Source organism: Dermacoccus abyssi, from assembly GCF_003515945.1.
Classification (GTDB): domain Bacteria; phylum Actinomycetota; class Actinomycetes; order Actinomycetales; family Dermatophilaceae; genus Dermacoccus; species Dermacoccus abyssi.
The window spans coordinates 1-14112 of sequence record NZ_QWLM01000004.1; the positions used below are offsets into that span (position 1 = coordinate 1).

The 14112-nt window shown below is 68.8% G+C and carries 15 protein-coding genes and 1 pseudogene; 7 read left to right on the forward strand and 9 right to left on the reverse strand.

The genetic code is table 11. The features are described from left to right. Positions 1 to 466 (reverse strand): annotated as a pseudogene (locus tag D1832_RS04500) (hypothetical protein); the annotation flags it as partial. Positions 467 to 693: 227 nt separating this feature from the next. Here D1832_RS04500 and D1832_RS16190 point away from each other — a divergent pair. Beyond that, positions 694 to 951, forward strand: a complete 258-nt coding sequence (locus D1832_RS16190; RefSeq protein WP_415557192.1) for a DUF6440 family protein — start codon at positions 694 to 696, stop codon at positions 949 to 951. Between the two features lie 109 nt (positions 952 to 1060). Here D1832_RS16190 and D1832_RS04515 read toward each other — a convergent pair whose 3' ends face one another. After that, complete coding sequence (locus tag D1832_RS04515) at positions 1061 to 1396, reverse strand: hypothetical protein (RefSeq protein ID WP_118912812.1); 336 nt, start codon at positions 1394 to 1396, stop codon at positions 1061 to 1063. A gap of 252 nt (positions 1397 to 1648) precedes the next feature. Between D1832_RS04515 and D1832_RS04520 the strand changes: the two genes are divergently transcribed. After that, positions 1649 to 2356 carry an aminoacyl-tRNA hydrolase gene (locus D1832_RS04520; protein ID WP_118912813.1) on the forward strand — a complete coding sequence of 236 codons (708 nt, stop codon included), beginning with the start codon at positions 1649 to 1651 and terminating at the stop codon, positions 2354 to 2356. Positions 2357 to 2597: 241 nt separating this feature from the next. Next, entirely contained in the window at positions 2598 to 3143 is a 546-nt protein-coding gene (locus D1832_RS04525; RefSeq protein WP_118912814.1) for an NADPH-dependent FMN reductase, read from the forward strand. A 77-nt stretch (positions 3144 to 3220) separates the two neighbouring features. Here the strand turns inward: D1832_RS04525 and D1832_RS04530 are convergent, their stop codons facing one another. The 3 genes from D1832_RS04530 to D1832_RS04540 form a co-directional block, all read right to left on the reverse strand. Beyond that, positions 3221 to 3556, reverse strand: coding sequence for a metal-sensitive transcriptional regulator (locus D1832_RS04530; RefSeq protein ID WP_118912815.1), 336 nt, complete (start codon positions 3554 to 3556; stop codon positions 3221 to 3223). After that, positions 3553 to 5868, reverse strand: coding sequence for a heavy metal translocating P-type ATPase (locus tag D1832_RS04535; RefSeq protein ID WP_118912816.1), 2316 nt, complete (start codon positions 5866 to 5868; stop codon positions 3553 to 3555). Before D1832_RS04535 ends, D1832_RS04530 begins: the two co-directional genes overlap by 4 nt. Positions 5869 to 5969: 101 nt before the next feature. Next, positions 5970 to 6176 (reverse strand): heavy-metal-associated domain-containing protein, encoded by a 207-nt coding sequence (locus D1832_RS04540; protein WP_118912817.1) that lies wholly within the window; start codon positions 6174 to 6176, stop codon positions 5970 to 5972. 197 nt (positions 6177 to 6373) lie between these two features. Here D1832_RS04540 and D1832_RS04545 point away from each other — a divergent pair, with 197 nt between their 5' ends. Beyond that, positions 6374 to 7948: an alkaline phosphatase D family protein gene (locus tag D1832_RS04545; RefSeq protein WP_118912818.1), complete on the forward strand. Its 1575-nt coding sequence runs from the start codon at positions 6374 to 6376 to the stop codon at positions 7946 to 7948. A gap of 137 nt (positions 7949 to 8085) precedes the next feature. Then, the gene (locus D1832_RS04550) at positions 8086 to 9360 is read left to right on the forward strand and encodes an MFS transporter (RefSeq protein WP_118912819.1); all 1275 of its coding nucleotides are present in this window, start codon (positions 8086 to 8088) and stop codon (positions 9358 to 9360) included. 22 nt (positions 9361 to 9382) lie between these two features. Here D1832_RS04550 and pdxT read toward each other — a convergent pair whose 3' ends face one another. The 3 genes from pdxT to D1832_RS04565 form a co-directional block, all read right to left on the reverse strand. After that, positions 9383 to 10024 carry a pyridoxal 5'-phosphate synthase glutaminase subunit PdxT gene (gene pdxT, locus D1832_RS04555; RefSeq protein WP_118912820.1) on the reverse strand — a complete coding sequence of 214 codons (642 nt, stop codon included), beginning with the start codon at positions 10022 to 10024 and terminating at the stop codon, positions 9383 to 9385. Between the two features lie 31 nt (positions 10025 to 10055). After that, positions 10056 to 10940: a pyridoxal 5'-phosphate synthase lyase subunit PdxS gene (pdxS, locus tag D1832_RS04560; protein WP_118913014.1), complete on the reverse strand. Its 885-nt coding sequence runs from the start codon at positions 10938 to 10940 to the stop codon at positions 10056 to 10058. A gap of 158 nt (positions 10941 to 11098) precedes the next feature. Next, positions 11099 to 11917, reverse strand: a complete 819-nt coding sequence (locus tag D1832_RS04565) for an SDR family oxidoreductase (protein ID WP_118912821.1) — start codon at positions 11915 to 11917, stop codon at positions 11099 to 11101. Positions 11918 to 12061: 144 nt separating this feature from the next. Between D1832_RS04565 and D1832_RS04570 the strand changes: the two genes are divergently transcribed. Both D1832_RS04570 and D1832_RS04575 read left to right on the forward strand, forming a co-directional pair. Further along, entirely contained in the window at positions 12062 to 12538 is a 477-nt protein-coding gene (locus D1832_RS04570; protein WP_118912822.1) for an NUDIX domain-containing protein, read from the forward strand. Between the two features lie 133 nt (positions 12539 to 12671). Further along, positions 12672 to 13067, forward strand: coding sequence for a DoxX family membrane protein (locus D1832_RS04575; RefSeq protein WP_118912823.1), 396 nt, complete (start codon positions 12672 to 12674; stop codon positions 13065 to 13067). Positions 13068 to 13158: 91 nt separating this feature from the next. Here the strand turns inward: D1832_RS04575 and D1832_RS04580 are convergent, their stop codons facing one another. After that, complete coding sequence (locus tag D1832_RS04580; RefSeq protein ID WP_118912824.1) at positions 13159 to 14100, reverse strand: 2-hydroxyacid dehydrogenase; 942 nt, start codon at positions 14098 to 14100, stop codon at positions 13159 to 13161. Positions 14101 to 14112: the final 12 nt, after the last annotated feature.

Here is a 14112-nt window from a genome sequence, read left to right on the forward strand (position 1 = left end):
GGATTCGCTGCGGCGAGTCCCCGAAGACCTGGCCCGCCAGTCGCTCGGCCTGGCGTAGTGCCAGCTCAGTGACAGCGCGTTCAGTGGTGTAGCCGTCGGCAACGCCCGGGTCGCACCCAATGACGTCTTCCACGCGGCCCGCAAGCACGGTCTCAGTTTCATCCACGATGAAGCCGTGCTCCCGGAGTCGCTGCAGAAGCCCAGGTACGGGGTCGTGCTCACGCAACTTCCACTTGATGTGGTCGACGCACCTGTGCGCGACGGCGTGGGCAATGACTTCTTCGATGAGGTCATCCACCTCGCTGCCTGCCATCGCAAACGGCGGGTAAGTGACGAAGCAGCGGCGGCGAACGGGGAACGTTCCGACGAGTACTGGGCCGATCGTGGTCACCGTGGGGGCGTCGTACATCTCCGGGTCGCCGCGCAACTGCGCGTCATACATTGCGATAAGGCGCTCTCTCAGCATGAGAGGAGCGTGTCGTGGGCAACCGGGAGAGCGCAACGGATTTTGGCGCCCCACCCGGGGGTCAGGGACTTCCACTCGGCCGCAGCGTACGACCGCGCGCCACGCCAGTCCAGAAAGGTACAGCTCAAACGCAGGATTCTGCACTCGGTCGCCCAGGTTTCCACCTCGCTCAGGATTTCCCACGTCGTCCTGTCAAGCACATGGCAAATGAGAAGCGCTTTGAGGTCATGCACGAGCAGAGGAGTGAGTTTGCAGAGACCGTGCGAGTGCTCCGCGACAACGAGACTGGCGTTTGCTATCTGCAGACCTGGCCAGGAGCGTCTGGAGGCGTGACTCCTTTGGTGGATCGGACGGTCGGCCGGTCACGACATGACCACCTTGGATGTTTAGTTCAAAACGACGCTCCCGGCAAACGCGTCATCTCGCGGGCCCCCGCTGGCGAGCATGGCGAACCGATCATGGCGGGTATCTGGTTACCGGGGTGAGCTTTCGGTACGGGAGACATGCCCCTCCGGGACAGGCATGGCAGTGCCCTCGATTCCGGGGTGAAGGCTCATGCGTCGTTGGCGCGCCTCAAACTGACGCTCAGGCCGTTCACCCGAGCATGCGGGTGGCGGACGAGAGATCGGCGGGCACGCGGTAGACGCGCTGCTCGCCGTTCTTCGTCACGGTGACAACGAACGCGTCACCGTCCTTCGTGACGTTCTCGACGGTGGCGTCGGGCACGAGCGAACGCACGGCGGTCGTTACGTTGCGGGCCTGCGTCGCCGTCACCGTGTCGGAGAGCTGAGCCTCGGCTGCGGCCGTCGCGTCAGTGGCCCACGACGTCACGACGGCCTGCGCGCCCGCACCGAGAGCGACGAGGGTGGCCGCGACGGCGAGACCTGCTGCCGCGAGAGTTCGGGCTGGACGACGGAGCGAGCGAGACATGGCGGGTCCCTTTCGTACGGGTGGCTCGGTGGCGAATCTTGTAGTCCGGATTTCAGTGTCCGGTGGGGTCGACATCGAGCCTGGTTGCCGACGCTGTGCCCGTGCTGTGGCGCAGGCGTCGTGAGGTTGGGAGTCGCCGAGTGATCGGAAACGCCCAGGGTTCGCCCCGAGCCCGCGGATGAGGGAAGGCGTTGACGAGACATGGCGGGCGAGGCGGAGCGCTCAAGGCAGCGCCCTTGAGACAATGGCGGCGTGACCACGAGAGATATCCCCTGGGCCATGCAGATCGCGCTCCGCGTGGAGAAGACCGATCCGCCGACGGACATCGAGGCCTGCGAGGCCGCGGCTCGAGCGTGCGTAGGCCTCCTCGTCCAGGCGGAACGTCAGCGCACGGCGGCTCAGAACGTCGACGCCGATACGGAGAGCTACGACGGCTCGGGCGCTGATGCTGCGGCGGTCGACACCTCGTGGCACGAGGCCGTCGAGGCGTGGCGGGGCGTCGCTATCCGCAAGATCGTGCGGCGCACCCGCGGCAAGCGATGGGACGACGCGCAGGCGCTGCCCGGCGTCACGTGCACCCAGGGCCGGGCACAGGCGCGGGCGTTCGTTCCGGCTCCGGTCAAGCCACTCGCATCCGAGCTCGCAAAGATGCAGGTCGAGGGCACCGAGCTGCCCGAGGGGCGAAGCGTCACCGAGAACGCGGTGGTCACCGTCCGCATCAGTCCGCTGGTCGAGATGACGAGCGGCAAGAGCGCGGCCCAGTGCGCTCACGCGGCGCAACGCGCGTGGGAGGCGATGACCCCCGACGAACGCCGCAGCTGGGAGGAAGACGACCACCACCTCCGCGTGGTGCGCGACAGCGAGGAGAGCTGGGCTCAGCAACCCGGCCGCGTCAGCATCATCGACGCCGGATTCACCGAGTTGGAGGGCCAGCACGAGACCACCCGGGCCGACTGGTAAACCGCCCGTGACCGTGCCACGGCCCCCGAGGACGCCCGCGGTCTGCTCGACCCGCCCGTGACCGCCGTGGCCGTGCCAGCTGGGGAGGTTTCTTGCAGTTGGTGACGGTGCAACGCAGCCACGCGCAACGAACGCAGCCAGCCAGCGCGACCGGAGGACATCTCGTCCGCGTCGGGAGAGCTAGGCGATTCGTTGAACGTTCATAGCCTGAGCGCGACATCCTCCTTCGTTAGGAGCAAGCATGAAGATCGGCGTCATCCTCGGATCCATCCGCGACAGCCGCGACGGCGCACACGTCGCCCATTGGGTGCTCGATCAGGCAGCGTCCCGCGAGGACGCGCAGTTCGAGCTCATCGACCTGGCGAAGTTCGACGTTCCGCTGTTGACGAGCGTTACGCTGCACGCGACGGCGAACCGCTCGTACGACAGCGAACAGGTGACGGCGTGGAGCAAGGCCATCGACGCGTGTGACGCGTTCATCTTCGTCACCCCGGAGCACAACCACAGCGTCCCCGGCGCCTTCAAGAACGCGGTCGACGTTCTCGGGCCGGAGTGGCAGGGCAAGGCCGTCGGTCTCGTCTCCTACGGTGCGGACGGCGGCGTGCGCGCCGTCGAGCACTGGCGTCAGATCCTCGCCAACTTCCAGATGGTCGTCGTGCGCCAGCAGGTCTCGCTGAGCCTCTTCACCGAGTTCGGCGAGAACAGCCTGGCCCTCGAGGAGCGTCGCGAGGCTGAGCTCAGCACGCTGTTCGACCAGGTCATCGCAATGGGTGAGCGCCTGGCCTGATCGGCCACCGCATGCATCTGTGCCCTGCCCCTCGACGACGAGGGGCAGGGCACGGGTGTTTCGCGGCCGAGGCCCCTTCAGCGAATGAGGCGCCCGATGGCATCGCGCACCTCGGCGAGCTTGATCTCCTGCTCGTCACCGCCGGCGCGGGCTGCGTTGACGACGCAGTGGGCCATGTGATCGTCGAGCAGTTCGAGGGCCACGGCCTTCAAACCCGACTGGATCGCCGAGATCTGGGTGAGGACATCGATGCAGTATCGGTCCTCGTCGACCATCTTCTCGATGCCCCGCACCTGCCCCTCGATCCGCTTGAGGCGTCGCGAGAGCGCCCTCTTCGAGTCGTGGTAACCGGGCGTTTCAGCCGATTCGTCACTCGTGCAGCAGGTTTCGGCCACCGAAGGCGTTTCGGTCATGACTGGTCCTTCCCGTTCGACGACGAGGCGGCGAAGCCTCGCAGACGCAGACTGTTAAGGACGACGAACACGGAGCTGAACGCCATCGCCGCGCCCGCGATCATCGGATTGAGCAGGCCGAACGCGGCCAGCGGTATGGCCGCCACGTTGTAGGCGAAGGCCCAGAAGAGGTTGCCCTTGATCGTGCCGAGGGTGCGACGGGCGAGGCGGACGGCGTCAGCCGCCACGCGCAGATCGCCGCGCACGAGCGTGATGTCGGCCGCCTCGATGGCAGCATCCGTGCCCGTGCCCATCGCGAGGCCGAGGTCGGCCGTCGCGAGCGCGGCAGCATCGTTGACGCCGTCGCCCGCCATCGCGACGACGCGGCCTTCACCCTGCAGGCGCGTGACGACGTCGACCTTGTCGGCGGGCAGCACATCGGCGATGACATCGGCGATGCCCACGTCGGCAGCCACGGCGTGCGCGACCCGCTCGTTGTCGCCGGTGAGCAGCACCGGGCGCAGGCCGAGTTCCTTGAGCTCGGCGACGGCCTGGGCGCTCGTGGGCTTGATCGTGTCGGCGACCGCGACGAGGCCGCGCGCCGCGCCGTCCCAACCCACCGCGACCACGGTGGCGCCACCCGCTTGAAGGCGAGCCGCTTCGTCGGCGAGGGCAGCGGGAACCGGCATCGACCAGTCCTCGAGCAGCGCTGGTCGACCGACGACGACCTGGCGGCTCGTGTCGCCGTCGACCACGACGCCCTGGACGCCCAGACCGGGCACGTTCTCGAAGGAGTCGAGCGTCGGGCGCAGCGCCGTGCGGTCCTGCGCAGCCCGCGCGATGGCCTGGGCGATGGGGTGTTCCGAACCACTCTCGAGCACGCCGGCGTAGGTGAGCACGTCGCCGTCGGCCTCACCGTCGGCGGCGACGACGGTCTGTACGCCCATCTCGCCACTCGTCACGGTGCCCGTCTTGTCGAGCACGACGGTGTCGACGCGACGGGTCGATTCGAGCACCTGCGGGCCCTTGATGAGGATGCCCAACTGCGCGCCGCGACCCGTACCGACCATGAGGGCCGTGGGCGTCGCAAGGCCGAGCGCGCACGGGCAGGCGATGATGAGCACGGCGACAGCGGCGGTGAAGGCACCCTCCACGTCGCCGGCGATCACGAGCCACGCCACGAACGTCAGCACCGCGAGGGCGATGACGACCGGCACGAAGACACCGGAGATCCGGTCGGCCAGACGCTGGGCGTCGGCCTTGCCGTTCTGGGCGTCCTCGACGAGCTTCGCCATCCGCGCAAGCTGAGTCTCGGAGCCGACGCGGGTGGCGCGCACGACGAGCCTGCCGCCCGCGTTGAGGGTGGCCCCGACGACCTCGTCGCCGTCCGTGACGTCGACAGGAACCGACTCGCCTGTGAGCATGGAGGCGTCGATGGCCGACGTGCCGTGCTCGACGACGCCGTCCGTGGCCACCTTCTCGCCCGGGCGCACGACGAAGCGATCACCGACGGCGAGCGCGCGCACGGGGATGCGCTCCTCGCGCTCGGAACCGCCCGAGCCGCGCAGGACGGTGACCTCCTTGGCCCCGAGGTCGAGCAGCGCGCGCAGCGCCGCGCCGGAGGCACGCTTGGAGCGGGCCTCGATGTAGCGGCCGAGCAGGATGAACGTCGTCACGCCTGCGGCGGCCTCGAGGTAGATGTTCGAGCTGCCGTGCCCTCTCGAGGAGGCGAACTCGAAGCCGTGCTTGAGGCCGGGCATGCCGGCGTGGCCGAAGAAGAGGGCGTAGAGCGACCAGCCGAAGGCCGCGAGGACGCCGACGGAGACGAGCGTGTCCATCGTCGTCGAGCCGTGGCGCGCGTTCGTCCACGCCGCGCGGTGGAACGGCCACGCGCCCCACACGACGACCGGCGCGGCCAGCGTCAGCGACAGCCACTGCCAGTTCGTGAACTGCAACGGCGGCACCATCGCCATGAGGACCACCGGCACGGTGAGAACCGCGCTGATGAGGAGGCGTTGACGCAACTCCTCCGCGTGCCGTTCGGCATCCGACAGCGGCGCGTCAGCACCATCGGCATCAGCGTCGCCCACAGGAGTGAGCGGCTCGGGTTCGATGACGCTCGCGCCGTACCCGGCCTTCTCTACGGTGGCGAGGAGGTCGGCGACGTCGGTGCCCCCGGGGTAGCTGACGTGCGCCTTTTCCGTGGCGTAGTTGACGCTCGCGTCGACGCCGTCGAGCTTGTTCAGCTTGCGCTCGATGCGGTTGGCACACGACGCGCACGTCATGCCGGTGAGCGCGAGCTCGACCTCGTCATGGGTGGTGGTCGCCTGCATCCTCGTCCTTCCTCACTCGATGCGGAGCGCAGCTGAAGACGGCGCGGACGTGGGGCACCACCTTCAGCTGCGACTGCGGTTCGCCGTCGCCGTGCGGCCGATCAGGCGAGCTGGTAGCCGGCCTCGGTGACGGCCGCTTCGACGGCCTCGCGCGAGACGGGCTCGTCGGAGGCGAAGGTGAGGCTGCCGCTCTCGTGGTCGACCGTGACGTCGCGGACGCCCGCGATCTCCTCGACCTCTTCGGTGACGGACGCAGCGCAGTGGCCGCAGGTCATTCCGGTGACGGTGTAGCTGTTCTCGTGAGCCATGGTCTTCTCCTCTCGGGTGCGGCGCGCAGCCGCTCGGTGAGGACAACAGCATACCCCCACGGGGTATTCGCCGAACAGGGTGATCTCCGCGACGCTCTTCACGCAGCGTGCGCTCCACGTTCACGGCAGGGCCACTCACAGCGGCGGAAAATCATCGAAAGTCGTTGTGTTCCAGCACTCGACCATCAGGACGCATCATGTTCGACATCTCTCGCCGCCACTTCGTCGTCGGCGCCGGAGCCGGCTTCGGCGCGACGCTCATCGGAGCGAACGCCACAGCTTCCCCCGGCGGGGGCCGACTTTCTCAGAACCCGTTCACTCTGGGAGTGGCTTCGGGCGACCCCCTGTCCGACTCCGTCATCCTCTGGACCCGCCTCGCCGTCGACCCGCTGGACGAGAGCGGATTCGCCGGCATGCCGGCGCGCACCGTTCCGGTGCAGTGGCAGGTCGCCGAGGATCCCGGCATGCGGCGCGTCGTACGTCGCGGAACCTTCGGGGCCAGGCCGGAGAACGCCCACAGTGTCCACGTCGATGTCAGAGGGCTGCGGCCCGGACGCGAGTACTGGTACCGCTTCAAGGTGATGCGTTGGCTCTCACCGATCGGCCGCACCCGCACGGCACCCGCCCCTCACGAGATGCCGGCCTCGCTCGCCATGGCCTTCGCCAGCTGCGCGCAGTACGAACACGGCTTCTTCACGGCCTACCGGCGACTCGCACAGGATCACCCGGACCTCGTTCTTCACCTCGGCGACTACCAGTACGAGTACAGGGCGAACACCTACGTCTCCCCGGACGGCAACGTGCGCGACCACGCCGGGCCCGAGACGTGCGACCTCGCGAGCTACCGCCAACGCCACGCCCAGTACAAGGCCGACGAAGACCTGCAGAGCGCACACGCCGTCGCGCCGTGGCTCGTCGTGTGGGACGACCACGAGATCGACAACAATTGGGCCGCGGGCGTGCCCGAGAACACCGAGGCCGAGGAAAACAACGGTACGCCCGCGGCGTTTGCTGCGCGGCGACGCGACGCCTTTCGCGCCTACTGGGAGAACATGCCGCTGCGCCTGCCCCAGCCGAAGGGCGCTTCGTTCCGGATCTACCGCCGCACGCAGTGGGGCCGCCTGGCCACCTTCCACATGATGGATACGCGCCAGTATCGCGACGACCAGCTCTACGGCGACGGGTGGAAGGCCAAGGGCCCCGATATCGACACGCCCGGACGTTCGATGACGGGAGAAGCTCAGGAGAAATGGCTGCTCGACGGGTTCACGGCGTCGCGCCAGCGTTGGGACATTCTCGGACAGCAGGTGTTCTTCGCCGCGCAGGACGCCGACGCCGGCCCCGGCGAGAAGTACTCGATGGACGCGTGGGACGGCTATCGGGCGAACCGTTCGCGCCTCACGAAGGGGTGGACCGAGGCGGGCGTCCGCAACCCGGTCGTCCTCACCGGGGACGTGCACAAACACTGGGCAAACGACCTCAAGCTCGACTGGTCGGACCCCGATTCCCCCGTCGTCGGCTCCGAGCTCGTCTGCTCGTCGATCACGTCGACCGGTGACGGTTCCCACTCGACGACCAGCGCGAACCAGCGCATCAACCCCCACCTGAAGTTCTTCAACGACGACCGCGGCTACGTCACCACGCGCATCACCCCGGAGGCGATGACGGCCGAGTTCCGTTCGCTCGACATCGTGACGAAGCCCGGCGCCGACGCCGTGACGAAGGCCCGTTTCCGCATCGAGGACGGTGTTCGCGGCCTCCAGCGGGCCTGATGCGATGCCCACGTGAGCCACGCCACTCGTTTTGACCACGCCGACAAGAACCGTCCATCCTTGGCGGGTTCTCCCGCCCGCGACGGCGACCCCGACGCAGGCGCTCCACCCTCGCCCACCCTCAGCGAAGGACACCCGTGACGCAGATCGACACGACCCGAGCGACCCCTTCGACGCGGCGGGCTCCCCGCCCCCACTCGGGCTGGGACGCTCCGACGCGCGTGCGCATCACGCTCACGGCGGCCTCGATCTTCGTCCTGCTCGTCGGCGCGAACCTCATCACGCCACTGTTCCCGCTGTTCTCCGCGCGCCTCGGGCTGACGACGAGCGACGTGACGCTGGCCTTCGTCGCGTACATCGTGCCGCTCGTCGTCGGGCTACCGATCGTCGGTCACTGGTCCGATCACTACGGACGACGGGCCGTCATGGCCGTCGCCGTGGTGGTCGCCCTGCTCGGGACAGCGGCGTTCGTCACGGCGCAATCGCTCGGCGCGCTCGTGCTCGGCCGCGCTCTGCACGGCGCGGCGGTCGCGCTCGCCACCGGCACCGCAGCGGCGAGCCTGCGCGACCTCCTGCGCGAGCGATCGGAACTCGCCACGGCTCTGACGCTCCTCAGCTCGGCGGGCGGCGTGGCAGCCGGCCCGTTCATCGGCGGTTTGCTCTCGCAGTTCGGCGACCCGATGCACACGCCCTACCTCGTCCACGGTGCCGCCGTCGTGGTGCTGCTCGGCCTGCTCCTCGCGGTGAAGCCGCTCCCGCCCGTCGCGCCTCCGCCCGCCGACCACCCGCGCTGGCTGACGCTCATGCCCGCCATGCCGCGCGTGTCCGCGACGACGCGTCGCATCTTCACCCTCGCTGCGGCGACCGGGTTCCTCTCCTTCGCCGTGTTCGGTTACTTCCTCGCCATCGCCCCCGGCCGCTACGCCGACCTGCTCGGCGGCTCGCGCCTCATGGCCGGCATGCTCGCGACGATCGCACTCGGCAGCTCGGCCGCCGCACAGCTCGCTCCGATCCGCGGGGCGCACAAGGCCGCGGCGGCGCTCACCCTCATGACCGGCGGACTCGCCCTCGCCTTCTTCGCCGACCACGCCCACACCGCACCGGCCCTCGTCGTCGCAGGCTTCCTCATCGGCGGTGGCCAGGGCGTCGCGTTCCGCACGCTGTTCGCCACGATGAGCGCGCTGACGCCGCCGCGCGAGGTGGCACGCTCGGTGAGCCTCATGTACGTGGTCACCTACTGCGGCAGCGCCATCCCGGTGCTCGTCCTCGGCATGGCGATCGACCACTTCGGCGCAGACACACCCGTTGGCGTCTACTTCGTCGCCACCATCGTCATGGCAGCGCTGCTCGCCCTGGCCTGCCTGCGCTACCGCGTGCCGGCACGCGACGAGTTCGCCCACCACGGGCACTGAACGCCCTGGGGTCGACGGGCCCTCACGCGTTCACCCGTTCGCGCACGACGCGCGTGAAGTAGGCGTGAACGCGGTGGTCGCCGGTGATCTCGGGGTGGAACGACGTCGCCAGGAGGTCACCCCGCCGTACGGCCACGACGCGATCGGACGCCACGCCGTTGCCCTCGGGCACTCGGGCGAGCACCTCGACATCCGGGCCGACCTCCTCGACCCACGGCGCACGGACGAACACCGCGCGCACCGGCCCGTCACCCTCCAGAGCAGGCATCGCCAGATCGCACTCGAAAGAATCCACCTGTCGCCCGAACGCATTGCGTCGCACCGTGATCGGCAGACCACCCAGCGTCCTCTGCCCCGGCGCGCCGTTGAGGATCTCGTCGGCCAACAGAATCATTCCCGCACACGAGCCGTACACGGGCATGCCGGCATCGATGCGCTCGACCAACGGTTCACGCAGGCCGAACGCGCGCAGGAGCTTCTCCATCGTCGTCGACTCGCCACCGGGCAGAACGAGCCCGTCCACGGCGTCCAGTTCCTCGGGCGTTCGGACTCTGACGGCGTGCGCGCCCGCCCCGCTGAGGGCTGCGAGGTGTTCGCGAACGTCACCCTGCAGAGCGAGCACGCCGATCGTCACCCCGGGGCCGGGGGTGCCGCCCACACTCATCGGACACCGCCTCTCGACGTGACGGAGGATGTCACCATCCACGCTCGGCGAGGCGGTGGGGCTGCGGGATGTCGTCGACGTTGAGACCGACCATCGCCTCCCCCAGCCCGCGCGAGACCTCGGCGATCACGGCGGGGTCGTCGTGGAACGTCGTCGCCTTGACGATGGCTGCCGCACGCTCGGCCGGGTTTCCACTCTTGAAGATGCCCGAGCCGACGAACACGCCTTCGGCGCCGAGTTGCATCATCATCGCCGCGTCCGCCGGGGTGGCGATGCCCCCTGCGGTGAAGAGGACGACGGGCAGCTTGCCCAGCTCCGCGACCTCCTTGACGAGGTCGTACGGCGCCTGCAGTTCCTTCGCGGCGACGTAGAGCTCGTCCTCGGGCAGGTTCTGCAGTCGGCGGATCTCCTGACGGATCGAGCGCATGTGCGTCGTCGCGTTCGAGACGTCGCCGGTACCGGCCTCACCCTTGGAGCGGATCATCGCCGCGCCCTCGGTGACGCGGCGCAGCGCCTCGCCCAGATTCGTCGCGCCGCAGACGAACGGCACGGTGAAGGCCCACTTGTCGATGTGGTTCGCGTAGTCGGCGGGCGTGAGCACCTCGGACTCGTCGATGTAGTCGACGCCGAGGCTCTCGAGCACCTGCGCCTCCACGAAGTGGCCGATGCGCGCCTTCGCCATGACCGGAATCGAGACGGCCTCGATGATGCCGTCGATCATGTCGGGGTCGCTCATCCGGGAGACACCGCCCTGCGCGCGGATGTCCGCCGGAACCCGCTCCAGCGCCATGACGGCGACCGCGCCGGCATCCTCGGCTATCTTGGCCTGCTCCGGCGTGACGACGTCCATGATGACGCCACCCTTGAGCATCTCCGCCATCCCGCGCTTCACACGGGTGGTTCCGGTACGGCTCATGTCCTGGTTCACGGGACTCCTCGCGATGGTGAACTATGGGAGAACCTCACCGTAGGCGGGCGTGGAGTCCACTTGGCGCCAAACCGTGCTCAGTGTCCCCTTCCTGCAACGCCGCTTCCGGCCATCTGCATTCGCGACGCCGAGAAGCACGAGCGACGTCAGCCCTGACCGCCTTCGATCGATGACGAAAGATGCTCGCCGAAGCGCTGCATGCCCCTGATCCATCGGTCGTAGTCCGCGGTCTTGCCGCGCATCATGTCGAGCACGTCGGCGTGTGGGAGGACGAGGAAGGTCTCGGCCTGCATGGCCTCCACGACGTCCCGCGCCACGTGCTCCGGGCGAAGCACCGGCCCCGACTCCGTGACCGCGCGCTGCGCGACGCGTGACCCCGCGCTCACATCGGTGAGCAGCGCCGTGTCGACGCCCATCGGACACAGGCAGGAGACGCGCACACCCTTCGTGCCGTACGTGACGGCGAGCCACTCGGCGAAGGCGACGGCGGCGTGCTTGCTCGTGGCGTAGGTGGCCGAGCCGAGTTGCGTCAGGAGCCCGGCGGCCGACGCCGTCGAAACGAAGTAGCCCTCGCCGCGCTCGACCCACCCCGGCACGAGCGCCTGCGCTGCGCGCACGTGCGCCATGACGTTGACGTCGAACGACGCCGCCCACGCTGCCTCGTCGGCGAGGTCGGCTCCACCGCCGATACCCGCGTTCGCGGCGTAGACGTCGACGGGCCCGTCGAAGGTCTCCTCGGCCAGCGCGATCGTGGCGGCGATGTCGGCCGGGTCAGCCGCGTTGCCCGCCCGCGCGGCGACGGCCCCGTGGGTCTGTGCGAGGCGCCCCCGCGTCGCTTCGAGGCGGTCACCGTCGAGGTCGCTGATGACGACCTTGGCCCCCTGTTCGAGGAAGGCCTCCGCCATCGCGGCGCCGATTCCTCCCGCGGCGCCCGTGACGATGCACACCTTGCCAGCCAGCTCCATGATTCGCTCCTTGCTCCGTCGCTCAACGTGTTCCCGATCACATCACACGACAGCGACAACCCCGGACACGGCCTCACCGGAACGAGACCGGGCCGCCCGGACTTCGGGTCGAAACCAGCGAAGACGCGGGGTAGTTTCGGGGACATGACGTGGTTCCCACCCGAGATCCCGGCGTCAGCGGGCGCCATGCTCTTCGACGAGGCGGGCAACCTCCTCGTCCTCGAACCGACCTACAAGAAGGGCTGGACGATCCCCGGCGGCGCGATGGAGGCCGACGGGGAATCACCCTGGGACGCCTGCCGCCGTGAGGTGCTCGAGGAGACGGGGCTCGTCGTCACCTCGGGGCGCCTCGTCGTCGTCGACACGCGGCCCGACAAGCAGACGGGCACGATCGGCCTGCGCTTCCTCTTCCACTGCGGCATGCTCACCGACCAGCGGATCGCGTCGATCGAGCTGCAGGAGAGCGAGATCCGCAGCCACCGCTTCGTCGATCGAGAGGGTGCGAAAGCCCTCCTTTCCAAGCCGGTCCGACGACGCGTCCTCGCCGCCTGGGACGCACCGCACTGCCTCTACCTCGAGAACGGTCGTCCCGTGGAGGGCATCGAGACACCGGCGTCATGACACCGAGCCGGTGTCGGATCGGTCACATCATGAGCTCCGTGCGGAATAGCGCCCGATCGGGCAGGCTTATGCGTTGGCAGACGTGGGCGGTGCTCGCCCTCCACCGACATTCCCCGAAAGGTTGCGATTCTCCATGGTCAACCCCGGCAAGGCCCTCGGCCGCGCACTCATCGGCTCGCTGTTCATCTACGGCGGCCGTAACGCTCTCGTGAACCGTCAGCACCTCACGGGTCTGATCGACAACGCGCAGGAGAAGTACGGCGTCAAGGAGAAGGTGCCCGCCACCTCCGAGCAGCTCATCCAGGCCAACGGCGCCGGCATGGTCGCCCTCGGTACGACCCTCGCGCTCGGCATCAAGCCGAACCTGTCCGCCATCGGCCTGCTCGGCATGATCGGCGTGACGACGGCCGCTGCGCACGACTTCTGGAACCTCGAGGACCCGCAGGAGCGCAACGAGCAGATGACGAAGTTCTTCGGCAACGTCGCCGCTGCCGGTGGCCTCATCACGCTGCTGTCGACGAAGGGCTGATCCGTCGCGCCACCAGGCGCCCAGATCGCACCGAAGCCGCCCTCCCCCATGGGGACGGGCGGCTTCGTCGTGTCGCGGCTCGACGGAGCGATCAGTTGACCGGCGTCACCGCGCGGCCGTCGGCGAGCCACGTGCGCACGTTCTCCAGCACGGTGTCGGCCATCGCACGGCGCGTTTCGCGGGTGCCGCTCGCAATGTGCGGCGTGAGCACGACGTTGTCGAGCGCCATGAGAGCCTCGTTGATGTTGGGCTCGTTCGGGTAGACGTCGAGGCCCGCCCCCGCGATGGTGGCGTCGTTCAACGCCTGGACGAGCGCGTCCTCGTCGACGACGGTGCCGCGCGCGATGTTGACGAGGTAGCCCTCCGGCCCGAGCGCAGCAAGGACGTCGGCGTCGACGAGCGCCTTCGTCGCGGCACCGCCGGGCGTCAGGACGACGAGCACCTCGGACCAGCCGGCAAGCTCTTCGGCACCGCCGAAGTAGCGGTAGCTCGTCTCGACCTCGTTGCGGTTGTGGTAGCCGATCTCGCACCGGAACCCCTCGAGCCTCGTCGCCACCTCCTGGCCGATGCGGCCGAGACCGAGGATGCCGACACGCCGCCCCGTCACCTCGCGCTGGAGCGGGAACGCGCCGTTCTTCCACTTCCCCGCGCGGGCGAACCGGTCGGACGCGCTGATCCCGCGCAGCACGTCGATGATGAGCCCGACGCCGAGGTCAGCGACGCCGTCGTTGAGGACGTCGGGGGTGTTCGAGACGGTGATGCCGCGCTCGCTCGCCGCCTCGACGTCGGTGCTGTCGTAGCCGACGCCGAAGTTCGCGATGAGTTCGAGATCGGGCAGGGCGTCCATGAGGTCGGCGTCGAAACCGGCGAACGAGGACGTCACGGCAACCTTCACGCCGGCTCCGTGCTCATCGAGGAAACTGCGACGCTCACTCTCGTCGGCGGGCAGGCACAGCGCGCCTTCCTCGGTTGTCAGCTCCTCGGTCAGGTCGGGCAGAAGGATGTGCTGTCCCGCGATGACGACGTTGCTCATGGCCCCATCCTG